Source organism: Pelagibacterium luteolum (assembly GCF_900100665.1).
Taxonomy (GTDB): Bacteria; Pseudomonadota; Alphaproteobacteria; order Rhizobiales; family Devosiaceae; genus Pelagibacterium; species Pelagibacterium luteolum.
The window spans coordinates 1-20408 of the sequence record NZ_FNCS01000016.1 but is presented as its reverse complement, the minus strand read 5'-3'; the positions used below and the strand labels follow the sequence as shown (position 1 = coordinate 20408).

Annotated in this window: 23 protein-coding genes and 3 pseudogenes; 24 read left to right on the top strand and 2 right to left on the bottom strand. The window is 65.4% G+C overall.

Annotated features, from left to right (window positions below; genetic code table 11):
• The first annotated feature begins 24 nt into the window (after window positions 1-24).
• From BLR31_RS17300 to BLR31_RS17225, 17 genes and pseudogenes are all read left to right on the top strand, one after another.
• Window positions 25-2166, top strand: coding sequence for a ParB/RepB/Spo0J family partition protein (locus BLR31_RS17300; protein ID WP_090598249.1), 2142 nt, complete (start codon window positions 25-27; stop codon window positions 2164-2166).
• 63 nt (window positions 2167-2229) lie between these two features.
• Entirely contained in the window at window positions 2230-2451 is a 222-nt protein-coding gene (locus BLR31_RS17295; protein WP_090598247.1) for a hypothetical protein, read from the top strand.
• Window positions 2452-2522: 71 nt separating this feature from the next.
• On the top strand, window positions 2523-2996 hold the full coding sequence (locus tag BLR31_RS17290; protein WP_090598244.1) for a hypothetical protein: 474 nt from the start codon (window positions 2523-2525) through the stop codon (window positions 2994-2996).
• Between the two features lie 71 nt (window positions 2997-3067).
• On the top strand, window positions 3068-3337 hold the full coding sequence (locus BLR31_RS17285; RefSeq protein WP_090598359.1) for a DUF6117 family protein: 270 nt from the start codon (window positions 3068-3070) through the stop codon (window positions 3335-3337).
• A gap of 146 nt (window positions 3338-3483) precedes the next feature.
• Window positions 3484-4140: a hypothetical protein gene (locus tag BLR31_RS17280; protein WP_090598242.1), complete on the top strand. Its 657-nt coding sequence runs from the start codon at window positions 3484-3486 to the stop codon at window positions 4138-4140.
• 98 nt (window positions 4141-4238) lie between these two features.
• On the top strand, window positions 4239-4631 hold the full coding sequence (locus tag BLR31_RS17275; protein ID WP_090598239.1) for a hypothetical protein: 393 nt from the start codon (window positions 4239-4241) through the stop codon (window positions 4629-4631).
• 9 nt (window positions 4632-4640) lie between these two features.
• Entirely contained in the window at window positions 4641-4808 is a 168-nt protein-coding gene (locus tag BLR31_RS21795) for a hypothetical protein (protein ID WP_176762734.1), read from the top strand.
• Between the two features lie 100 nt (window positions 4809-4908).
• On the top strand, window positions 4909-5325 hold the full coding sequence (locus BLR31_RS17270) for a hypothetical protein (RefSeq protein ID WP_090598237.1): 417 nt from the start codon (window positions 4909-4911) through the stop codon (window positions 5323-5325).
• Between the two features lie 229 nt (window positions 5326-5554).
• Window positions 5555-5863: a DUF4326 domain-containing protein gene (locus BLR31_RS17265; RefSeq protein ID WP_090598357.1), complete on the top strand. Its 309-nt coding sequence runs from the start codon at window positions 5555-5557 to the stop codon at window positions 5861-5863.
• Between the two features lie 100 nt (window positions 5864-5963).
• Window positions 5964-10291, top strand: a pseudogene (locus BLR31_RS17260) (strawberry notch-like NTP hydrolase domain-containing protein).
• Window positions 10291-11346: a DUF7146 domain-containing protein gene (locus tag BLR31_RS17255; protein ID WP_090598235.1), complete on the top strand. Its 1056-nt coding sequence runs from the start codon at window positions 10291-10293 to the stop codon at window positions 11344-11346. The pseudogene BLR31_RS17260 and the gene BLR31_RS17255 overlap by 1 nt, the downstream one beginning before the upstream one ends.
• 314 nt (window positions 11347-11660) lie before the next feature.
• Window positions 11661-12596 carry a DUF2493 domain-containing protein gene (locus BLR31_RS17250; protein WP_090598232.1) on the top strand — a complete coding sequence of 312 codons (936 nt, stop codon included), beginning with the start codon at window positions 11661-11663 and terminating at the stop codon, window positions 12594-12596.
• Between the two features lie 168 nt (window positions 12597-12764).
• The gene (locus BLR31_RS17245) at window positions 12765-13181 is read left to right on the top strand and encodes a hypothetical protein (protein WP_090598229.1); all 417 of its coding nucleotides are present in this window, start codon (window positions 12765-12767) and stop codon (window positions 13179-13181) included.
• Between the two features lie 420 nt (window positions 13182-13601).
• Window positions 13602-13994, top strand: a complete 393-nt coding sequence (locus BLR31_RS17240) for a hypothetical protein (RefSeq protein ID WP_176762733.1) — start codon at window positions 13602-13604, stop codon at window positions 13992-13994.
• Between the two features lie 914 nt (window positions 13995-14908).
• Window positions 14909-15310: a single-stranded DNA-binding protein gene (locus BLR31_RS17235; RefSeq protein WP_090598226.1), complete on the top strand. Its 402-nt coding sequence runs from the start codon at window positions 14909-14911 to the stop codon at window positions 15308-15310.
• Window positions 15311-15417: 107 nt separating this feature from the next.
• Window positions 15418-15645: a CopG family transcriptional regulator gene (locus BLR31_RS17230; RefSeq protein WP_090598223.1), complete on the top strand. Its 228-nt coding sequence runs from the start codon at window positions 15418-15420 to the stop codon at window positions 15643-15645.
• Window positions 15642-16079 (top strand): TA system VapC family ribonuclease toxin, encoded by a 438-nt coding sequence (locus BLR31_RS17225; protein ID WP_090598220.1) that lies wholly within the window; start codon window positions 15642-15644, stop codon window positions 16077-16079. Before BLR31_RS17230 ends, BLR31_RS17225 begins: the two co-directional genes overlap by 4 nt.
• A 47-nt stretch (window positions 16080-16126) precedes the next feature.
• Here the strand turns inward: BLR31_RS17225 and BLR31_RS17220 are convergent, their stop codons facing one another.
• Window positions 16127-16573, bottom strand: coding sequence for a hypothetical protein (locus BLR31_RS17220; protein ID WP_090598218.1), 447 nt, complete (start codon window positions 16571-16573; stop codon window positions 16127-16129).
• A gap of 397 nt (window positions 16574-16970) precedes the next feature.
• On the opposite strand from BLR31_RS17220, the gene BLR31_RS21790 reads away from it, so the two are divergent.
• Both BLR31_RS21790 and BLR31_RS22100 read left to right on the top strand, forming a co-directional pair.
• Window positions 16971-17138 carry a hypothetical protein gene (locus BLR31_RS21790; protein ID WP_176762732.1) on the top strand — a complete coding sequence of 56 codons (168 nt, stop codon included), beginning with the start codon at window positions 16971-16973 and terminating at the stop codon, window positions 17136-17138.
• Between the two features lie 151 nt (window positions 17139-17289).
• The gene (locus BLR31_RS22100) at window positions 17290-17541 is read left to right on the top strand and encodes a helix-turn-helix domain-containing protein (RefSeq protein ID WP_090598214.1); all 252 of its coding nucleotides are present in this window, start codon (window positions 17290-17292) and stop codon (window positions 17539-17541) included.
• Window positions 17542-17605: 64 nt separating this feature from the next.
• On the opposite strand, the gene BLR31_RS22260 is transcribed toward BLR31_RS22100, so the two are convergent.
• The gene (locus BLR31_RS22260; protein ID WP_176762731.1) at window positions 17606-17854 is read right to left on the bottom strand and encodes a hypothetical protein; all 249 of its coding nucleotides are present in this window, start codon (window positions 17852-17854) and stop codon (window positions 17606-17608) included.
• Here BLR31_RS22260 and BLR31_RS22255 point away from each other — a divergent pair.
• The 5 genes and pseudogenes from BLR31_RS22255 to BLR31_RS22085 form a co-directional block, all read left to right on the top strand.
• Window positions 17782-18288 carry a transcriptional regulator domain-containing protein gene (locus BLR31_RS22255; RefSeq protein WP_342027603.1) on the top strand — a complete coding sequence of 169 codons (507 nt, stop codon included), beginning with the start codon at window positions 17782-17784 and terminating at the stop codon, window positions 18286-18288. The genes BLR31_RS22260 and BLR31_RS22255 overlap by 73 nt on opposite strands.
• A 31-nt stretch (window positions 18289-18319) precedes the next feature.
• Window positions 18320-18808: a DUF2285 domain-containing protein gene (locus BLR31_RS17195; RefSeq protein ID WP_244505117.1), complete on the top strand. Its 489-nt coding sequence runs from the start codon at window positions 18320-18322 to the stop codon at window positions 18806-18808.
• Between the two features lie 178 nt (window positions 18809-18986).
• Window positions 18987-19268 (top strand): helix-turn-helix transcriptional regulator, encoded by a 282-nt coding sequence (locus BLR31_RS17190; RefSeq protein ID WP_090598352.1) that lies wholly within the window; start codon window positions 18987-18989, stop codon window positions 19266-19268.
• Window positions 19246-20075: pseudogene (locus BLR31_RS17185) on the top strand (replication initiator protein A); the annotation flags it as partial. The gene BLR31_RS17190 and the pseudogene BLR31_RS17185, both read left to right, overlap by 23 nt.
• Window positions 20076-20218: 143 nt before the next feature.
• Window positions 20219-20408: pseudogene (locus tag BLR31_RS22085) on the top strand (helix-turn-helix domain-containing protein); the annotation flags it as partial.

The following is a 20408-nucleotide window of genomic DNA, read 5'->3' as shown; positions in this document are numbered from 1 at the left end:
GCGCCCGTCGCGGAGTAACCCACCATGGCCCGTGCCAAGAAGAAGCCCGCCCTCGAGATGATCCAGTTCTCGCGGGCGCGCGACATCCCCTTCAACCGTATCCGTCTCTCGAACGACAATGTGCGCGAAACCGACATCGAAGCCGGTCTCGACGATCTCGCGCATGACGTCGAGCGTCGCGAGGACCTGATCCAGGGCCTCAATGTCCGCGCCATTCTCGACGCGGAGGGCAACGAGACCGGCGATTTCGAGACGCCCGCCGGCGGACGCCGCTACCGTGTCATCGCTCGTCTGGTCGAGAAGGGCCGCTTCCCCGATGACGGTCTGGTTCCCTGCATCGTCAAGAAGACCGACGCCAAGACCTCGGCCGTCGACGACTCGTTGGCCGAGAACACCTTCCGGCTCGCCCTGCATCCACTCGACCAATTCAAGGCGTTCAACCGCATGGTCGAAGGCGGCATGAGCACCGATGAGGTTGCCAGCGCCTATCTGACCACGCAGCGCTATGTCGAGCAGCGCCTGGTGCTCGCCAAGGTCTCGCCCAAGCTCCACGAGGTCTATGCCGAAAACGGCATGACGCTGAGGATGCTGGAGGCGTTCACCGCGCATCCCGATCATGCCCGTCAGGAGCAGGTTTGGGAGGCCGTCCGGCAGTCCCACAACAGGGAGCCGTGGCGCATCCGCGAGTTGCTGACGCAGACCACCGTTCCCTCGTCCGACAAACGTGCCCTCTTCATCGGGCTCGACGCCTATATCGCGGCGGGCGGCCCGGTCCTGCCGCGATACCTCTTCGACGACGACGAGGACGGCTGGCTGGAGGATGTGTCGCTGCTCGACCGGCTGGTGGCCGAGAAGCTCAAGGCTGCGGCCGATGAGGTGGCCGCCGAAGGCTGGAAGTGGGTGGAGGTCGACCTCGAACTGCCCTATGGCTACGACTATGGTCTGCGCGGCATCACCGGCACGGCGGCGGAACTGACCGCCAAGGAACGCCGTGAGCGCGAGAAGCTTCGCAAGGAGCGGGAGCGCCTGGAAGCCCAGTATCCGGCCAGCGAGGAATTCCCCGAGGATATCGACCAGCGCATGGGCGAGATCGAAAAGCATATCGAAGCCTTCGAGCGTCGCCCGGTCATCTACGATCCGGCCGAGATCGGGATCGCAGGTGCATTCGTCAGTGTCGACGAGGACGGGGAACTGATGGTCGATCGCGGCTGGGTCCGTCCCGAGGACGAGCCGGTCAAGACGGTCGAGGGCGATACGTCGGAGACTGACGGCGATGAAGGCGGCGATGGTGTCCAGCGCACGGTCATCACCATCGGCGGCCAGCCGGCCGAACCCGAGCCGGACGAGGACGAGGTGACGATCAAGCCTCTGCCCGAACGGCTCGTGGCCGAATTGACGGCGCACCGCACGGTGGCGCTTCGCGACGCGGTCGGCGCCAACCCGCACATCGCCATGACGGCTCTGCTGCACAAGCTGGTCCGCGACACCTTCAATCGGAACGCCACCGGCGCCGCCCTCCAGGTCTTGGTCCGCAAGGTCTATTGCAGCGATCAGGGCATCGACCTCAAGAACAGCCCCTATGCAAAGTCCGTGGATGAGCGGCACGAAGGCTGGGCCGTTGACCTGCCGGCGGACGACGACGCGCTCTGGGACTGGCTCGACGCGCTCGACGACGCCAGCCGCATGGCGCTGTTGGCCCATTGCGTGTCGTTCGGCATCAATGCGCTCTATGAGCGGCCGAACCCCCACAGCGCCATGGGTATCTCCGAGTACGGGCTGCGCCGCCGCATGGCGGAGGCCGACCGTCTCCAGCGCACGACGGGGCTGGATATGGTAGAAGCCGGTTTCAGGCCCACCGTCGCCAACTATCTCGGCCGTGTCACCAAGCCGAGAATCCTCGAAGCAGTGAACGAAGCCCTCGGCGAGGAGAAGGCCCGCCTGATCGACCATCTCAAGAAGGACGACATGGCGCGCGAGGCCGAGCGGCTCCTGGCCGACACCGGCTGGCTCCCCGAGCCGCTCCGTCCCGAACCGATCGAGGCGGATAACGCCACCGCCGACCTCGAGGCCGATTTGCCGGCGTTCCTAGCCGGCGACGGCGAGGACGACGAGGGGGGTGAGGAAGTGGCGGATGCTCCCGAGGCGGCGATGATCGCGGCTGAATGATGCCATCTGGCGGGGCGGTTTCGGCCGTCCCGCCAGTATTCCGCCATCCAAGGAGCATTTTTGATGATCACCACCGAACCCGGCGAGTCCCGCCGTGTCGTCTTCGCCTATCTCGTTCCCGTGCATGTCGAGGTCGAGGACGGTTTTGTCGTCGGCGTCACCGTAATCGACGAGACGCCGATCCGAAATCCCACCCTGGTCGAAGGCGAACCGGTCCATCTCGCCGAGGCGGTCGCAGCCGCCGATGACGGCCAGGCGTGGCCGTCCTGGTCCTTCGGCTACTAGCCGCCAATCCCCCTTTCCCTCCATATCGCCCGGCCTTCGTGCCGGGCGCTTCTGTTTCAGGAGACAGTCTCATGCCCGCATACAATGTCTACGACGCGCCGCTTGGAAGTCTGATCAGGTACTTCGACGGCACACCGAAGCCTCCGGCGCGCTTCACCAAGAAGCTCGCTGCTTGGAAATCCCGCAACGGCGTTGGCCGGCTTGTGCGCAAGCAGCCCTGCCGTGAGCGCGCGACCTATACCGCGCCGGCCTCCATCACGTTGCACGAGGGCGACTTCGCCTCGGGCTCGGTGATCCTCGTCACCGTCATGCGCACGCACTCGGTCGACAGCGATCTCAGCTTCGAGATCGTCGAGCGGCCGAAGATCGGCATGGTGCGCGTACTGAACCGGATCGGCGACGACGACGAGCTGCTGAACCTCGCAGAGAGCCGCGAGGCCGCCGAGCTCTGGCTGGCCAAGGCAGGATACAGTCGCGCTCGCCTCGAAGAGGTCACGGCCGATGAGGTCAGCGCCGATGTCATCGAAGGCCGAACCGCGGCCTGACCTTCGCTCATTCCGATCCACCTGGCCCGCCGTCCAAGGACGGCGGGCCATTGTCGTTTCAGGAGACGATGATGGCCATTCCCGATCACGCCCGCACCAACTTCAACACGCTGCTCCGTGCTGCCGAAGACGGAAATCTCGCGCTCATGGAGTGCCTGGACGCTGTCACGGGCGAGCGTCGCTATGTCCTTTGCGCCGTAGGTCGCGCAGACGATGGCGACTACGTCATGACGCCGTTCGGCCATCTGGCCGACGGCAACCCCTACGACGCCTATCTGCCGCCCAACCCCGACGATGCGAACGGTTTCGTCGCGCAGTCCGGTGATGACCCCCCGCCATGATCACCGTCGCAGACACCCTCGTCACGGGACTCCCCGACGCTCCATCGCCGCGACCGCGTCGACGCGCCGTGCGCGCCTAAGCCTCGAATGATCCCGTCAACCCAGCCCGGCCATCGTGCCGGGCGCTTCTGTTACAGGAGCATCCCATGCCCGCATTCACCGTCGAGACCACCTATCGCCTTCCGGCCTATCGACACCGGACCTATCATGCCGAAACGCCGGCCGAAGCATGCCGCCTTGCCATCGAAGACGACGACTGGGAGGGCGAAAAGCTCGACTACGAGTGCGCCGGAGAAACTTACGTCACCGGCATCTGGTCGGGCACCGACGCCGCCTATTCTGCACCTGCTATCGCCGTCCCGTCGCATTTCGAGGAGACGATCCATCGAAAGGCAGCGCATTTCGAACTCCTGCTCGGCCTTCTCAAGATGATGGTCGCAGACGCGGTTGCCCGCCGCGCGTCGCCGGAGGGATGGGTCGAACGCGCCTCCTGGGCCGTTGGATGCGGAGAAGCGATCCTCGCCGGCGCCCGCGACCCGGACGCCCCGGTCGTCCTTCCGAAGCCAAGCCACGTGCTCGCCTGGCTTTCCGAGGAACGCGTTCACGACCAGATCACCGCGATCCTCGAAACCGATCCTGTGTTCGCCGGTGTATCGGTCGGCGATGTGACCGACGACGACGTGCACACCGCTTGTCTGGCAGTCGCCAGCGCGGCCGATCTCTTTCATGAAAAGCGCTTCATCGAGTTCAAGGCGGCTCTCGCTGCGCTGGAACCGGCCGTATCCCGCGTCCGAAATCGCTGACGCTTCGGGCTGCCGTCGCGGCTCGCGCAATCACCTTCGCGTCCTCGTCCAACCTCGCCCGGCCATCGCGCCGGGCTCTCCATCGTTAGGAGCTTCCCATGCCGAAATTTCTCGTTCGCAGAGGTCATGATGCCTTCGTCTACTATGACACCGTTGTCGACGCCGAAACCGCCGAGGAGGCCCGGCACATCGCCGATAGCTTCCAGTACGACGGCGAGTGGGTGGCCACCGGCGACGTATCGGAGTTCGACGATTACGAGATCGACCACGTGCGCCAACTCGAAGAGGGCGAGTCGGTCGAGGGCTTCCTGACGCTGGGCGTCACCGCCCAGGAGCGCGATGCCGTGCTCACCGGTCTTCGATTGCTCCAGCTTGCGCTGGAGCGGGGTCAGCTCGCGCCGATGTTGCACGACGTCTTCGTCAATGGCGGCGCGCACCCCGGCCTCGATCTCAGCGAGATCGACGCCCTGTGCCAGCGCATCAACATATAGGCGGCCGCGATGTACGCCACCTATCTCCGTCTCGATATCACGGTGTGGGACAGCAGCCGCATCGTCATTCGCGCTGCCCGGCGGAAGCTCGACCGCCCGGCGCTGCGAGATCCGGTGATGCGCGATGCGCGCAAGCGCTTCTATCGCGCGATGCTCCTTCACCACACCGAATCCTAGCGGCTCGCGGCGCACTTCCGCCTTTAGCGTCGATGTGGTCGCACTCCCTTTCAACCCGGCCTGGCCATCGTGCCGGGCTTTCGCGCTTCAGGAGCCCGACATGGCCGACTACTTCATCCGCTTCTCCTCCCTTCTCGACGTCGGCACCCCCGACAATGCCGCGCGTGCGCTCGAGCTCTACAATCACCTCTCCAAAGCCGGCGCATCGGAGGAGCCTCCATCGGATGGCTTTCTCCTGTCGATCCAGCCCGAGCACGGCGGCACCCAGCTCTGGATGCGTGATGACGGCACGGGCGACCCCGAGCGCCTGATCCAGTTCGTCAGGATCTGCGCCGCCACGTTCAGCCTGACCGGACGATGGGGATTCCAGTTCGCCAACACGAGCGACCGACAACGGGTCGGCGCTTTCGGCGGCGGCGCGCACGTCCTCGATCTCGCGACGGGCGCGACGGTCGCTTGGACATACACCGATGGTTGGCTGGCCCGGATTCTGGACGGAGGCGATCCCGATCCTTGAGATCGTCGCTGACCGTTCGCGCCATGTTTCCCCTCGGCGCCGTTTCGTCCGATGGCCGATCCCATGTTCGTTTTGCCTTGCGCCGAATGCCTCCGATCCGTGGCGGACATCTGGCCTGGACGCGGCGCGGCGCCAGTCAACGGGCAACCCGTTTCCGCACATGGCGCGTGACCGAACCCGCATGACCGCATCCCAACGGATGCCGCATAACGGACCGGAGGCGATGACAATGTGCAAGAAGCTCAACAAACACGCGGTCGGCTTCCCGGCCGGCGCGGCCTATATCGGGCGCGGCTCGAAATGGGGCAATCCGTTCCGGATCGGCCCCGACGGCGACCGCGCTGCCGTCATCGCGAAACACGAGCGATGGCTGGCTGACCAGCATCATCTATTGCGCGCGATCGACGAGTTGCGCGGGCGAAATCTCGTCTGCTTCTGCGCGCCGCTGCCGTGTCACGGCGACCTGCTGATGTGGCTTGCCAATGCCAGCCGCGACGAGCGGATTGCGTGGTGGCGCCGCGTCACGACCGCGGGGTGAGAGGGAGAGAGGGACCGGGACAGATTTGAGCCAGTGGGGTCGAGAGAGAGCGCCCGCCGGTTCATCCCGTTCCCGCTCTCCTTGAGGCTTTCCCATGAACATGATGCCCGCTACCTTGGCCGCGGACGCGGCCACGCCGCTTCCTGCCTCCGCCAGTTCCGCCGCCGCGATCCTTGCCGCCGCCGCGCTTCTCCTTCCCCATCTCGAACAGGGCCGCCGGATCGACGCCGCCATGCTGCGCGAGGCGATGGAGGCGGCCTTCGGCGCGTCCGACGCGACCGGCGCCTGGGACTGGAAAACGGCCTACGAGGCGTGCGAGGCCGCCACGGTTCTCCTCCTGCGCAAGTTCGCAAGGACGCTCCTCCGCAAGGCGGGCTCGCCTGCCGCCGCGCTCCCCATGCTGGAGAAGATCGCTGGGCTGATGCCGACGCACACGCGCCGCTCGGCTGAGAGCCAGGCATTTCAGCAGTTCTCCACCCCGATCCCGCTTGGCCTTGCGGTGACGGCTGTCGCGTCGATCACGCAGTCCGACCGCGTGCTGGAGCCTTCAGCCGGCACCGGCTCCTCGCCATCCTCGCCGAGGTCGCAGGCGGTACGCTCGTCCTCAACGAGCTTGCCGACACCCGCGCCGATCTTCTCGCCTCCCTCTTTCCAGTGCTGTCCGTCACCCGCTTCGACGCCGCGCAGATAGACGACCACCTCGATCCGGCCATCGTGCCGACCGTCGTGGTGATGAACCCGCCGTTCTCGGCGATGGCCAATGTCGAAGGTCGCATGCACGACGCCGCCTTCCGCCATGTCGCCTCGGCGCTTGCGCGCCTAGCTCCGGGTGGCCGGCTTGTAGCGATCACCGGGGCGAACTTCGCGCCGGACGCGCCCGAATGGACCTCTGCCTTCGCCCGGCTTCAGGAACGCGGTCGCGTCGTCTTCTCAGCCGCGATCGAGGGCCGCGTCTATGCCAAGCACGGCACGACCTATCCGACGCGGCTGACCGTCATCGACAAGGTGCCCGCCGAAGATGCGACCGTCTTCCCGACCGCGCCGGGCGTCGCGCCCGACGTCGCCACTCTTATGGGCTGGATTGCGGGCAATGTGCCGGATCGACTTCCCGTCGACCCGACCAACGCCGTGGCGCCCGCCGCGCCGCGCACGGTGCGCAGCTACATCGCGCGCGCCACTCGTTCCGCGCCCCACGCCATCGCCACGTCCGAGCCCGAGGCGATCGAGTTGTCCTATGAAGCCGCAGACTGGACGCCGTCCGAGAGCGCGCACCTCTCCGAAGAAATCTACGAGGACTACGCGCTCCAGTCGATCCGTATCCCCGGTGCCGAAGACCACCCGACGCAACTCGTCCAGTCCGCCGCCATGGCCTCGGTCGCACCGCCCAGCCCGAGCTACCGGCCGCGCGTCCCGGCCAACGTCCACAGCCTGCTTTCCGATGCTCAGCTCGAAACCCTGATCCTCGCGGGCGAGGCTCATAGCGATCATCTCGCCGGCGCCTGGAGCGTGGATGAGACGCTCGATGTGGTGAAGTCTGTCCCGGAAGAGGCCGACGGCGCCGTCCGCTTCCGGCGCGGCTTCATGATTGGAGACGGCACCGGGGTCGGCAAGGGCCGCGAAGCCGCTTCCATCATCCTCGACAACTGGCTGCAAGGACGCAGGAAGGCGGTGTGGATCTCGCTCAGCGACAAGCTGATCGAGGACGCGCAAAGGGACTGGTCGGCCCTCGGCATGGAGCGCCTGCTAGTCACGCCGCTGTCCCGATTCGCTCAGGGCAAGCCGATCATCCTCAATGAGGGCGTCCTATTTACAACCTATGCCACGCTACGCTCCGACGACCGTGGAACAAGGCTTTCCAGGGTCAAACAGATCGTCGAATGGTTGGGCTCCGACTTCGATGGAGTGCTCATCTTCGACGAGGCGCACGCTATGCAGAACGCCGTCGGCGGCAAGGGCGCGCGCGGCGACGTCGCCGCCTCCCAGCAGGGCCGTGCAGGGCTGAGGCTCCAGCACGCGCTGCCGGACGCGCGCGTCGTCTATGTCTCCGCGACCGGTGCCACCACCGTCCACAACCTCGCCTATGCCCAGCGGCTCGGCCTGTGGGGCGGCGAGGATTTCCCGTTCTCGACGCGCGCCGAGTTCGTCGAGGCGATCGAGGCCGGAGGCGTCGCGGCGATGGAGGTCCTGGCCCGCGACCTGCGCGCACTCGGTCTCTACACCGCCCGCTCGCTGAGCTTCGCCGGCGTCGAATACGAGCTCGTCGAGCACGAGCTGACCCCCGAGCAGACCCGCATCTACGATGCCTATGCCGGTGCTTTCGGCATCATTCACAACAATCTCGACGCCGCCTTGCAGGCGTCCAACGTCACCGGCTCGGAAGGTACGCTCAACCGGCAGGCCAAATCCGCCGCGCGCTCGGCTTTCGAGAGCGCCAAGCAGCGCTTCTTCGGGCATCTCCTCACGTCCATGACGACGCCCACCGTCGTCCGGAGCATCGAACGCGACCTCGAGGATGGCCACGCCGCCGTTATCCAGATTGTCTCCACCGGCGAAGCGCTGATGGAGCGGCGCCTGGCCGAATTGCCCACCGAGGAATGGAACGACGTCCGCGTCGACATTACGCCGCGCGAATATGTGCTCGACTATCTCGCACACTCCTTCCCGGTTCAGCTCTACGAACCCTATACCGACTCCCAGGGCAATCTCGCCTCGCGTCCCGTCGTTCGCGACGGCCAGCCCGTCGAGAGCCGTGAGGCCGTCGCCCGACGCGATGACCTGATCGCACGCCTCGCCAGCCTGCCGCCGGTCCCCGGCGCGCTCGACCAGATCGTCCAGCACTTCGGCACGGATATCGTGGCTGAGGTGACGGGCCGGTCCCGCCGCATCGTGCGCAAGCGGGGCGACGCAGGACGGCCCGACCGGCTCATGGTCGAGACCCGCGCCCCGGCGGCGAATCTTGCAGAGACGCAGGCATTCATGGACGACGCCAAGCGCATCCTCGTCTTCTCCGAGGCGGGCGGTACGGGCCGGTCCTATCATGCCGAACTGTCGGCGAGAAACACGCGGCTGCGCACCCACTACTTGCTCGAACCGGGCTGGAAGGCAGACCGTGCGATCCAGGGCCTTGGTCGCACCCACCGCACCAATCAGGCACAACCGCCGCTCTTTCGGCCGATCGCGACCAATGTGAAGGCGCAGAAGCGGTTTCTGTCCACCATCGCGCGACGCCTCGACACCTTGGGCGCGATCACGCGTGGGCAGCGCCAAACCGGCGGCCAGGGCCTGTTCCGGCCCGAGGATAATCTAGAATCGCACTATGCGCGTGATGCGCTGCGGCAGTTCTACATGCTTCTCGTGCGCGGAAAGGTCGACGGCTGCTCGCTTCAGCGCTTCCAGGAAGCGACCGGGCTCAAGCTCGTCGATTCCAACGGCATCAAGGACGAGCTGCCCGCCATCACCACCTTCCTCAACCGGATGCTGGCGCTCACCATCGAGCTTCAGGGCCTCCTCTTCACCGCCTTCGAGCAGTTGCTGAACGCGCGGATCGAAGGCGCCATCGCGGCGGGGACCTATGACATGGGGCTCGAAACGCTGCGGGCGGAGAGCTTCATCGTCACCGAACGGCAGACGATCTACACCCATCCGGCAACCGGCGCCGAAACGCGGCTGCTAACCATCGCCGAGCGCAGCCGCAACCGACCCCTGACGCTGGAAGCCGCGCTCGATCACCTCACCGATTCCCGTGCAAGGCTTCTCCTCAATGAGCGGTCGGGCCGGGCGGCCGTGCAGATTCACGCTCCCTCGGTGATGACCGACGACGGCGACGTGCAGTATCGCGTCCGGCTGGTGCGTCCGACCGAAGCTCATGCGGTCCCGGCCTCGGCCATGGTCGGAAGCCATTGGCAGGAAGCCGATCGCAACGCCTTCATAGCCGCCTGGGAAGCGGAGATCGCCGAGGTGCCCGAGTTCACCGACGCGACCCTGCATATCGTCGCGGGGCTTCTCTTGCCGATCTGGAAGCGGCTGCCCAATGAATCCTCGCGCGTCTATCGCCTCCAGACCGATGACGGCGAACGGATCATTGGCCGCAGGGTGTCGCCCGCCTGGGCGGCCAATGCGGTGACGACGGGGTCGCTCTCGCTGACCGGCGAGGATGCCCTTGCCGCGCTCGTCGACGGCAGGACCGTAATCGACCTCGCCGAGGGCCTCCAGCTCCGCCGCGTCCGCGTCATGGGCGGATACCGGATCGAGTTGACCGGCTTCACCGATACCATGCGCGAGCGGCTGACGGCCTACGGCCTGTTCCACGAGATCATCTCGTGGAAGCTCCGGATGTTCGTCCCGACCGACGTCAAAGGGGCCGATGTCCTCGCGAAGCTCCTCGATCGCTGGCCCGTCGAGCGTGTTTCCGAGCGGGAGGCCGTGTAATGCCGGGCCGGTATGCCGCCGATCTGGCCCGCCGTCTCGGCCGCCACGCCGAGGCGGTGTGCCGCCACTATCTGTCAAATGGCAGGCGCCAGGGCAATTACTGGCTGGTCGGGGATGTGCGCAACGCCCCCGGCCGTTCGACCTTCGTGCGCCTCAACGATAGCGCCAGGGGTCCCGCTGGCAAATGGACCGACGCGGCGACCGACGAGCATGGCGACCTGCTCGACGTCATTCGAGAAACCCTTGGCCTCATCGACTTCAAGGACGTCGTTGCCGAGGCCCGCGCTTTCCTCGCCGAGCCGCACCCCGAACCGGAGCCATCCGCTCCCGCGCTCAGCCGTGGTTCGGCTCCGCCGGGATCGCCCGAAGCAGCGAGGCGTCTGGTCGGCATGGCCCAGCCCATCGCCGGAACGCTGGTCGCTCGTTACCTGCGCGCCCGCGCGGTGACGGTGCTCGCCGGGACCGGCGCGCTGCGCTTCCATGCGCGCTGCTACTATCGGCCGGACGAGAACGGCCCCACCCAGATCTGGCCCGCCATGATCGCCGCGGTCACCGATCTTTCGGGCCGCATCACCGGGGCACACCGCACCTGGCTCGACCCGGACGGCTTCGATCCCATCCGTCTGGGCAAAGCTCCGATCGAGACGCCGCGCAAGGCCATGGGGCTCCTGCTCGGCAATGCGGTGCGCTTCGGTGCGCCCGGCGAAGTGCTGGTGGCAGGCGAAGGCATCGAGACCATGCTGTCGCTCCGGCAGGTCCTGCCCGGTCTCCCGGCTGTCGCCGCGCTATCGGCCGCCCACCTTGCCGCCATCCGGTTCCCGCCGGGGCTGCGGCGCCTCTACATTGCACGCGATCTCGATCCGGCCGGCAATAGAGCGCGCGAGACGCTGCGCCGGCGAGCGCGGGATGCCGGGATCGAGGCGCTGGACCTTTCGCCCGCGCTCGGGGACTTCAATGAAGACCTGCGGCGGGCTGGCGAGGAGCCTCTTACCGCATTGGTGCGCGACCAGCTTCTGCGCTGCGACGCCATCTCGCTGATGGTCGAGGCCGCCTAGACCGGCAGGGGAACGCGGTTCGTTCTCGGGATCGCCGTGCGCGCTGGGGCGTGCCAGACCTTCGAGGCGGGAGAGCCGCGCCCCGGCCTTCGAGAGGGCGATCGGGCGCACAAACGGGCCGGACAGGCAATGGCGTCGGCCGACGATTTTCCGCCGGCGTCCTGCGGCCGCCTTTGCATCGCGAAGCAAAATCGACGGCCTTTTGGCCATCGGGGGTCGCGCGGAGGCGCGACCTGCCAATCCGTCCCGTCCGTGCGCTTTCCGTCGCCAGAAGGCCGCGAGGGTCGCGGTCCCAGCGATGAAGGAGCACCCCCATGACGAGCGAGCACGACGATTTCGAGCCCCATCACACCTCGTCCCCGACCGATCACGTCCTGTCAGAACTTCAGCTTTATGGCTGGAGGCCCTTTCAGGACGAACCCGATCCCCGCCCGCTGCCCGAGGGCAACGCGGTCGCCGGAGCCGTCGCCGACATCTTCGACGCCCTGATCTCCACCTTGGGCGAAACGCGCCTCGAACCCGATCTCGACGAGACGCTCTGGTCGATCACCAACGCCTTCCATCGCCGGGTGCTCAGGATCGAGCGCGAGCTTGACGACAACGAGCGCGCCCAGCGCCAGCTTCAGCGGGAGCAGGATGGCTCCGAGATCAAGGCCGTCGAGCTGGAGCGGCTGACGGCCGAGGGGCAGACCCTTCTCGAACGCCGCGACGCCTTCGAGCTTATGCGCGACCAGGCCGCCGAACACTACGCCACGCACACCGGATCGCACTGGCGCCCACGGACCGGCTCGATGGTCAACCACACCGCGCTCACCTCGGCGCTGATCGACAGCCGCGACTTCATCGCCGCGCGCAACAAGGCCAACAACGAGGTGCTGGTTCCGCCCGGTCCCAAGATCGTGGTCTCCGGCGGGCTCGACTTCAACGATCATCGCCTGATCTGGGACGTTCTCGACAAGGTTCACGCCAAGCACACCGAGATGGTGCTGGTCCACGGCAAGTCGCTCAAGGGGGCCGAGCTGATCGCCTCGCGCTGGGCCGACAGCCGCAAGGTTCCCCAGGTCGGCTTCGCGCCCGACTGGAACCGTCACGGTCGCGCAGCACCCTTCAAGCGCAACGACGCCGTGCTCGAGATCGTCCCGATCGGGGCCATCGTCTTCCCTGGCACCGGCATACAGGACAACCTCGCCGACAAGGCGAAGAAGCTTGGGATCAAGGTCTATGACTTCCGTGATCAGGGCGGCGCGTGAGCGCCGCCTTTCTCCTCACCGCTGCATGTCGATTCTTGATCTTCCGCTAGTCTTCCCTGTCGGATACTATGGTGGCCTGAAGCCGGTACAGCAACGCAGCCACAGGCGAGATCCCTTACACGCGCCGCCTGTCGTTCCCAATCCCCCCGCTCGATCGTGGAGGCTGCCATGACACTTGTTCTTCTCGCCATATCCGGGACCATAGTACTGTGCGTCCTGGCCTGGAATTTCGCCATATACGCGCTGCCGTTCATGGTCGGGCTGACGGCGTTTCAATGGGCTTATGGCACCGAGGCGGGCGTGCTGCTGTCCGGCCTGGCCGCCCTTGCGGGTGCGCTGCTTTTGATCGGCGCCGTGATCGCGGTTCTCGGATTTGCACGCAACCCCTTCTTGCGGCTTACCGCTCTGGGCGTCTTCGCCGTGCCCGCCGCTATTGCCGGATATGCTCTGGTCTTTGGCGTGACCAAGAACCTCGTCGATTCCACGCTTCTACTCAATACGCTAGGTGCCGTCGGCGGGCTTGTGGTGGGCATCGCCGCGATGGTGAACCTCAACGCCATAGGCGAAGCTGCCTTGTCTCGCTAGGCGATCGTGGCTTGGGAGCATCGCGAGTCTCTAAACGGCTCATCCATTGATGGCGTGTCGCCTTGTAGATGAAAGGGGCAAGCCGCCCCTCTCAATCTCTCCCATGAAGGAAGGGCGAAGCCCCTCCTTCAAACATCCTCCCATGAAAGGGGGTGTCACACCCCCTTCCAAACCTTCCCCAAATCATACTGACACGGCGTCTGGCCGACGCCGTGGCTCCTCTTCTCTCTCTGACTGCCCATTCTACGCCAGCCCATCCGGCGTCAAGGACATCGCGGTCCCGCCAATTTTCCTCCGCCGGCCGAAGGCCGACTCTACAAAATCGGTTCCCCCGCTCGCCGCGTAGCGGCCGCTTGCGCGGTCCCTGACCCCTCTGGGCTACAGCGTGGACACCTTTCGTCAGAACGAAAGGAGACTTCCATGACACATCGTAAGATCATCACCGTCGACGGCGGAAGTGCGGAATACTGGCAGCAGCGCAAGGTTGCCTTCGCCCTCCTTCGTGAGGCGGAGGAAGCCGGCCAGGCCATGAGGGAGGCCCCGATGTACCGCTACGGGTCCGGCTACAACGAATTCGGCGACCCCGTCGTCGAAGACAATATCGAGCCTTGGGACGAGTTCGAGGAGGCTATCCGCCAGCTCCAAGAAAACGACACCGCCGTGCGTATCCTCATCGCCCAGCGCCGCGACGAAATCCACGGCACCCGCCTCGACAAGGTGCATCAGGGTATCATCCTCGAGACGTTGCCCTATGGCGACGAGCCTCTCGTCTGGGTCGAGCCGTACGGCTTCATCGGTCCCAATACCGATTGAGGTCGAGGCGACAGGCGGCCTCGGCCGCCTGTCGCCTTTGCCTCGTCTGGACAGCGCCGCCAGCCGGATCGACCGGCCAGCACCGCTTATGAAAGTGGGGCTGCGCCGCCCCTCTCAAACTCACCCCATGAAGGATGGGCCTCGGCCCCTCCTTCAAACATCCTCCCCTGGGAAGGAGGGACGGTTCCCTCCACCTCCTTCCCAGACCCATCCTCCTCTCCCGGATCGACAGCACGAACTTCATCGAATTTCCACCGCCTCTTCGCACGGCAACAGCCCAAGCAGACGAGTGCGGGACTTTGGCAACCTTCTGGAAGAGATCGGCGCGGCCTCGAAGGAAGCGCTCGAGCCACGCGCGGCCTTGGCCGCGAAAAGACGCCTCGGCTGTTGATCCATGGTCCGGTGAGGTGAATCCCGTCCGCGCTTTCTACGTCAGCGCCTTCGCTTGGTTCGAAGACCCGACATTCCCATCCTCGTTTGTCGTCGTGCGAACGGCGTCGGCGAAGCGACGCGTTGCGGTTTCCACAACTTCACCCATTGCGAGATCCCGGCCATTGCTCCGCGAGCAGGCCGGAAACGGAAGCCGGTCCTCATGGCCGCGGTGATGCTGAATGCCGGCAGCGAGCGACGGGGGCTCTGGGCTGCCGACGCCGTTCGAGCTTGCGCAGCGTGCTCCGTTGGATGCTGCGGATGCCCTCATCCCTCCTCCTCGTTGATCCCTAAGTCCGTTCGTTTGCCGCCAGCAACCCCCGGCGCTGCCCCACCGTGTTGGCGCGCGAGCGCGCCTGCCCGCACCACTCGGGCGCCGGGGGCAAGCCGCCGATGGATCGGCGATTGCAAGCGACCTCCGCCGGCCTTGGCCGGGTTCACGTCGGAGGGACGGTCCCTCCGCCAAGATCGAACGGAGACTGAAGATGCACAACCAGATCGAACTCATCGGCCACCTCGGCGCCGCCCCCGAAATCCGCACCACCGGCAACAACAACCGCGTCGCCAACATTTCCGTCGCCACCTGGCGGCCCCGCTACTCGGAGGGCAAAATCGTCCGCGACCCCAAGACGGGCTATGCCGAGAAGGACACCGAATGGCACCGCGTCGTCGCCTTCAACGGCCTCGCCAAATCCGCCGAGAACTGCGTGAAGGGGATGCTGGTCCAGGTCATCGGCCGCAACAAGACGACCAAGTGGACGGATCGCGATGGTATCGACCGCTACTCCACCGAAATCGTCGCCGAGAGCATCAAGTTCCTCGCCTGGCCCAAGCGCGAGGACGAGCCGCCGGCTCCCGAGAGCTTCGACGACGACATCCCCTTCTGAAAGGGGCAAAGCCCCGGCGGCTCGTCCGCCGGGGCTTCCCGCTGTTGATGCGGAGGGCACTTCCCCATATGATGCGTGATGATTGATGCGCGATGCGAGGCACCCGAATGCGAACGACAGTGACCATTGATGACGATGTGCTGGAGGCCGCCAAGGCGATGGCGTCCCAGCAGAACAAGCCGATTGGAAAGATCATCTCCGACCTGGCGCGGCGTTCGCTTGCCCGACCGCGGCCGCGTGAGATGCGCAACGGCATCCCGCTGCTTCCCAGCCGCGCGGCCGCGCGCCTGGTGACGTTGGAAACCGTCAACGCGCTGCGTGACGAGCAGCCGTGACCTTCTTGCTCGACGTCAATGTGCTGATCGCCCTGATCGACCCGGCTCACGTGGCGCACGATGCAGCGCACGCCTGGTTTGGCGAGGCGGGGGCGCTCGACTGGGCGACATGCCCGCTGACCGAGAACGGCGTCATCCGCATCGTCGGCAACCCGAAATATCCGAACTCGCCCGGCTCCCCCGCCGTGGTCGCCGAGATCGTTTCCACGTTGCGTAACCTGCCGGGCCACACATTCTGGCCCGATGATCTCAGCCTCGTCGGTTCCGAGGATGTCGACGCCGCCCGTATAGTCAATCCCGCCCACGTCACCGACACCTATCTGCTTGCCCTTGCGAAATCCCGCCATGGGCAGCTCGCGACGTTCGACCGGAAGCTTCCGACCGCTGCCGTCCGGAAGGGCGCGGAGGCGCTTTTCCTGATCCCGTCGTCCTAACGGGCGCTGTCCGCTCGGCGCGTCGGGTGGGGGTGAATACCTGCGGCCTATCCGCAAGCAATCCGCTCGATGATCCGCGTATCCTCGTCATAGACGATGTTCATACGCGCCCGGCCAAGATCAGACGTCACCGCGCATGTGGTACAGGCTTGTCGCCATTCCGCCCCGTCCGGCTTCCGTGGCAACGCGTCCATGCGATGCCCGACGAACCGCTGATATCGAGACGCGGAGCACTCGTCGCCGAAATAGTATCGCTCGTGCTCGCCTTCCTTTGCAGCGATCCAAACGCCGTCGACCCGCGGGTGATTTCGGATGGTCGATCCATCCGATGCCCAGTAGGTGAAAGGCGGCGGCGGGACGGCCGCCATCACGACCTCCGGTTCAGCAAGCGTGATCTCCGGAACCGCAGCATCGGGATTGTCGCGCGACGGCGTGCAGGCGACAGAGATGCCAGCCATCGACAGCAATGCGAGTATGAACGTCGCGACCCGCATGGATTTCCTTTCCGGACTCGGTGATCTTGCGGCGATGGTGACGGCCGAACGGGGCCATATGGAGGCTGAGCCGGCACCGACTGGCAACCGTTATTGACCAGGCTAACTCTCGCATCCCGCTCAGAAGACGATGCCCTCTTAAGCCGTTCGAGGTTGGTTGGATGCAGGCATGCATCGTTTGAAATCCGAGCACAGCTTCTGCCGGCGGGCATGCCGTCCCGCTCTTTGAGGCACATCCGGTTTTACTTGCGGCCTTCCACGATCAACCCCTGAAGGGGTCCGCTAGCAAGCTGCGGCCTTTCCGGCAAATGCCCTCAAGGTGATCGCGGCCGCGCGCAAAACATTCGGGCGCCTGTCGAGCGGGGAACGGTCCCCGCCATCACAACAGGAGCCGGAAATGTCGCTCGAAAACGCACACGCCTTCGCCCTCAGTCTCGCGGCAACGCTGATGGTCACGATCGTCGTCTTCCGCGCCGGGGACGGCTCGATCAGCGTCATGCCTGCCGACGAGTATGACGGCGATGACGATGCGATCGTCAACGAACTGGACCCGTTTGCGCCTTAGCCGAGCCGACCGAATCAGTCGGGTGCGCAGAAGCTAGCGTTCCCGCAGACCGCTTGTTTACCGCAAGAAAACTGAACCCTTGCAAATCGAAGGCGACTAAAATAGTCGTATTTGTGGCGTCCGACGTCCGAACTGTGGCGGTGATCTTGCCATGATCTCCGCCCGACAGGTTCGGGCCGCGCGGACGTTGCTTGGCTGGACACAGGAAACGCTCGCTGAAAAGGCCCTGGTATCGCTGACAGCCCTGAAACGCCTCGAGTCGCTAAGCGCACTCGGGACCCACGAAACGACGCGCGTTCAGGTGCAACGTTCTTTGGAGAGGGCCGGTATCGTCTTCATCGAATCCGACCAGGGAAAAGGCGTGTTGCTTGTTGAACGGTCAGAACTTGACGGTCCACGCTAGGCCGAGGCTGCGACGGAAACATCCATTTCGGCACGCAACCAGGATCATGCGCGTGACGAACGGGTCATAAAAATGAGCAGGCGCGGCAGATAGCATCGGTCAACCCAATCGCGAGATGATCCAAGTGAACCGTGCCCAGATCCTCGACGAGCCGCCGCAAAGTCCGTCGATAACAGACTACGACCGAAAGCACTTCAAGCTGCTGATGCGGCTCGCCGACGCGGAAGACGACGGTGCCCCATGGCAGGAGGCCGCTCGCATCGTTCTTGGCATCGACGCCGAGAGCGATCCCGATCGAGCTCGGCATATCCACGAAAGCCACCTTGCACGTGCACGATGGCTCATCGAGAAGGGGTACGACCACGTGCGCCGGCAAGGCCTGCATTAGGCGGCGCGCTACGCACCCCTGCGTGCATACGGCGCCTCTTCACAGAACACGAAGCACCCGGAATCATCGAGTCCTTGACGAACGGTCACGACCGGGGAGGACTGGCGATGAGGCCCGACACGTCTCGATGGCGCGATGAATCCGCCTACGACTATCTGGATACGATCCCCGCTAGCGGGCTGGCCTGGGAGTGCCTCCGCCGCAACCGGGACTACCAGGAGGATTACGCGCTCATTCACCGTCGAACCAGCGACCTCAAGCGTGCGGAGGAGCGCCTGATGCGTCGTTGGGGGCTACGATTTCCCGGCCAGGCCGAGTCTGAGCTGGCTGGATCAACAAGTCTTCTGGACACCCCATAGCCATAGCGCGATCCTCTTTCTCGCGGCCCAGTTGCCGGCGCTGCCCACCATTGAAGACCGCTCCGGCGCCATCGTCCTCGAAGGCTCGATCCCGGCCGACGACGGCCTCCATCTGCGATTTCGAACGCATCGGCTGGACGCCCAGATGCTCGTTCTCGACAGCGCGCAAAACGGCGGCGTCCTCGCCGCCGTGGTGCCGCTGGATGCCGACGGGCTTGAGCGAATCCATGAGCTCGAGCGGCTTTGGCGAGCGCTCCACAACCGCCCACTGCCACCCTCAAGGTCCATCACCAGGCTGAAGCGAAGCGACCTGCGGCTTATGGTTCGCACGCTGGACGGCCGACGCGAAGGCGCGAACCTGCGCGAGATCGCTGAGGTGTTCTTCGGCGGTCGGCGGGTCGCCAGCGATCCCTGGAAGACCTCGTCGTTGCGCGACAAGATGAACCGGCTTTTCCGTGAAGGAGAAGCGATGGTCGCGGGTGGATACCATAAATTGCTGCGCCCGCGCCGTCGGGTGTGAGCCTCCTGCGATGCTGCTGGTGAAGCAGCGCGCCTCGCTCCTCTCGCAGGGCCGACAGGTGTGTGCGAATTTAGCACCCCCCAAACTCGCACTCCCCCTTCGCTGCCTCGCTTCGCCACCGTGGCCCGTGTTCGCCGTCCCTTTGCGGCACGCCGTCATCACGCCACGGAGCCCGACCATGACCACCAAAATCGCGGCATTGCCGCCACGTTTCCTGCGCACGAAAGAATCCGCCGAGTATCTCGGGCTATCGCCCCGGACCCTCGAAAAACACCGCACCTACGGCACCGGTCCGGCCTATCGAAAGCTTGGCGGCCGCGTGGTCTATGCGATCGCCGATCTCGAAACCTGGGCCGATCGCGGCGCGGTCACGTCGACCTCCGATCCGCGAGGGTCCGTGCTGCCGGCCAAGTATCACGAGCCGGAGCCTCCGGTTCATCCGGGCCGCCTCGCGCGCTGAGGCCGGACTATGTCGCGCCGTCGCCTTGCCCCCTCCGAGCGTACCACGCTCGACCCCTTCGTGATCGCCACCGGCGCTGCGAGCCCGCGCGACCAGCGTGACCTCATGGAGCGTCCGTTCTTCTCGCTGGCCAAGTCTCGCAGGGTCGTTCCGATCCAATATGAGGCCGGTGATGTTCGCGTGGAGGTCCATGCGCTCGCGGAACACGGCATGGCAACCATCTGGGATGCCGACATCCTGATCTGGGCCGCCAGCCAGATCGTCGAGGCGCAAAACGCCGATCTCCCCACATCGCGCTTCTTCAGGTTCACGCCTTACCATCTCCTCACCGCCATCGGCCGCGAGACCGGCGCCAGCGACTACAAGCTGCTCAAATCCGCGTTCTCCCGGCTGCAATCGACGGTCATCCGCACCACCATCCGGCAGGGCGAACACTGGCGCCGCCACCAGTTCTCCTGGCTCAACGAGTGGGAAGAGCTGACGCGCCGCGACGGCCGCGTCGAGGGCATGGAGTTCGTTCTGCCCGACTGGTTCTATCGCGGCGTCATCGACCGCTCGCTGGTGCTCGCGATCGACCCGGACTATTTCCGGTTGAAGGGCGGGATCGAGCGCTGGCTTTACCGCGTCGCGCGCAAGCATGCGGGCCATCAGGCATATGGTTGGCGCTTCGATTTCCGGCACCTTCACGCCAAGTCCGGCAGCCTCGTCCGCCCCTCCGACTTCGCCATCCAGCTCCGTCGCATCGCCGCACGCCAGCCCTTGCCGGGCTACCTTCTGCGCGTCGATCGTGAGGCCGGCCGGGAGCTGTCGGGCGAAATGAGAAACTGCCCCCCAAACGAAACGAAGAACTGACCCCTTGTTTTTGAGAGGATCAGTAGATGCACGATGAATTTCCCTCCAAGCTCGTGGTGACAAAACCAGGGCGAGTTGAGGAGATGCGGTCGGGGGAGGAAGTTTCAGCAATGGTTCGACTGCATGAGCTGGGCTGGGGAGCGAAGCGGATCGCGCAAGAGTTCGGGTGCGCGCGTAACACGGTTCGTCGCTATCTTCGCGAAGGCGGTGTGGTGCCCTATCGCCAACCCGTCCGTCGCACAGCATTTGACGGGCTGGACGATTGGCTTCGGGAGCGTTTCTTCCGCC

Bases quoted from the DNA above. Each gene is read 5' to 3' on its own strand.
- BLR31_RS22100 (WP_090598214.1), top strand. From the start codon at position 17,290: ATGATCTCCGCCCGACAGGTTCGGGCCGCGCGGACGTTGCTTGGCTGG.
- BLR31_RS17190 (WP_090598352.1), top strand. From the start codon at position 18,987: ATGACCACCAAAATCGCGGCATTGCCGCCACGTTTCCTGCGCACGAAA.
- BLR31_RS17240 (WP_176762733.1), top strand. From the start codon at position 13,602: ATGACACATCGTAAGATCATCACCGTCGACGGCGGAAGTGCGGAATAC.
- BLR31_RS17300 (WP_090598249.1), top strand. From the start codon at position 25: ATGGCCCGTGCCAAGAAGAAGCCCGCCCTCGAGATGATCCAGTTCTCG.
- BLR31_RS17230 (WP_090598223.1), top strand. From the start codon at position 15,418: ATGCGAACGACAGTGACCATTGATGACGATGTGCTGGAGGCCGCCAAG.
- BLR31_RS17250 (WP_090598232.1), top strand. From the start codon at position 11,661: ATGACGAGCGAGCACGACGATTTCGAGCCCCATCACACCTCGTCCCCG.
- BLR31_RS17265 (WP_090598357.1), top strand. From the start codon at position 5,555: ATGTGCAAGAAGCTCAACAAACACGCGGTCGGCTTCCCGGCCGGCGCG.
- BLR31_RS17235 (WP_090598226.1), top strand. From the start codon at position 14,909: ATGCACAACCAGATCGAACTCATCGGCCACCTCGGCGCCGCCCCCGAA.
- BLR31_RS21790 (WP_176762732.1), top strand. From the start codon at position 16,971: ATGTCGCTCGAAAACGCACACGCCTTCGCCCTCAGTCTCGCGGCAACG.
- BLR31_RS17285 (WP_090598359.1), top strand. From the start codon at position 3,068: ATGGCCATTCCCGATCACGCCCGCACCAACTTCAACACGCTGCTCCGT.
- BLR31_RS17275 (WP_090598239.1), top strand. From the start codon at position 4,239: ATGCCGAAATTTCTCGTTCGCAGAGGTCATGATGCCTTCGTCTACTAT.
- BLR31_RS17255 (WP_090598235.1), top strand. From the start codon at position 10,291: ATGCCGGGCCGGTATGCCGCCGATCTGGCCCGCCGTCTCGGCCGCCAC.
- BLR31_RS17245 (WP_090598229.1), top strand. From the start codon at position 12,765: ATGACACTTGTTCTTCTCGCCATATCCGGGACCATAGTACTGTGCGTC.
- BLR31_RS17295 (WP_090598247.1), top strand. From the start codon at position 2,230: ATGATCACCACCGAACCCGGCGAGTCCCGCCGTGTCGTCTTCGCCTAT.
- BLR31_RS17270 (WP_090598237.1), top strand. From the start codon at position 4,909: ATGGCCGACTACTTCATCCGCTTCTCCTCCCTTCTCGACGTCGGCACC.
- BLR31_RS22255 (WP_342027603.1), top strand. From the start codon at position 17,782: ATGGCAGGAGGCCGCTCGCATCGTTCTTGGCATCGACGCCGAGAGCGA.
- BLR31_RS17220 (WP_090598218.1), bottom strand. From the start codon at position 16,573: ATGCGGGTCGCGACGTTCATACTCGCATTGCTGTCGATGGCTGGCATC.
- BLR31_RS17290 (WP_090598244.1), top strand. From the start codon at position 2,523: ATGCCCGCATACAATGTCTACGACGCGCCGCTTGGAAGTCTGATCAGG.
- BLR31_RS17280 (WP_090598242.1), top strand. From the start codon at position 3,484: ATGCCCGCATTCACCGTCGAGACCACCTATCGCCTTCCGGCCTATCGA.
- BLR31_RS21795 (WP_176762734.1), top strand. From the start codon at position 4,641: ATGTACGCCACCTATCTCCGTCTCGATATCACGGTGTGGGACAGCAGC.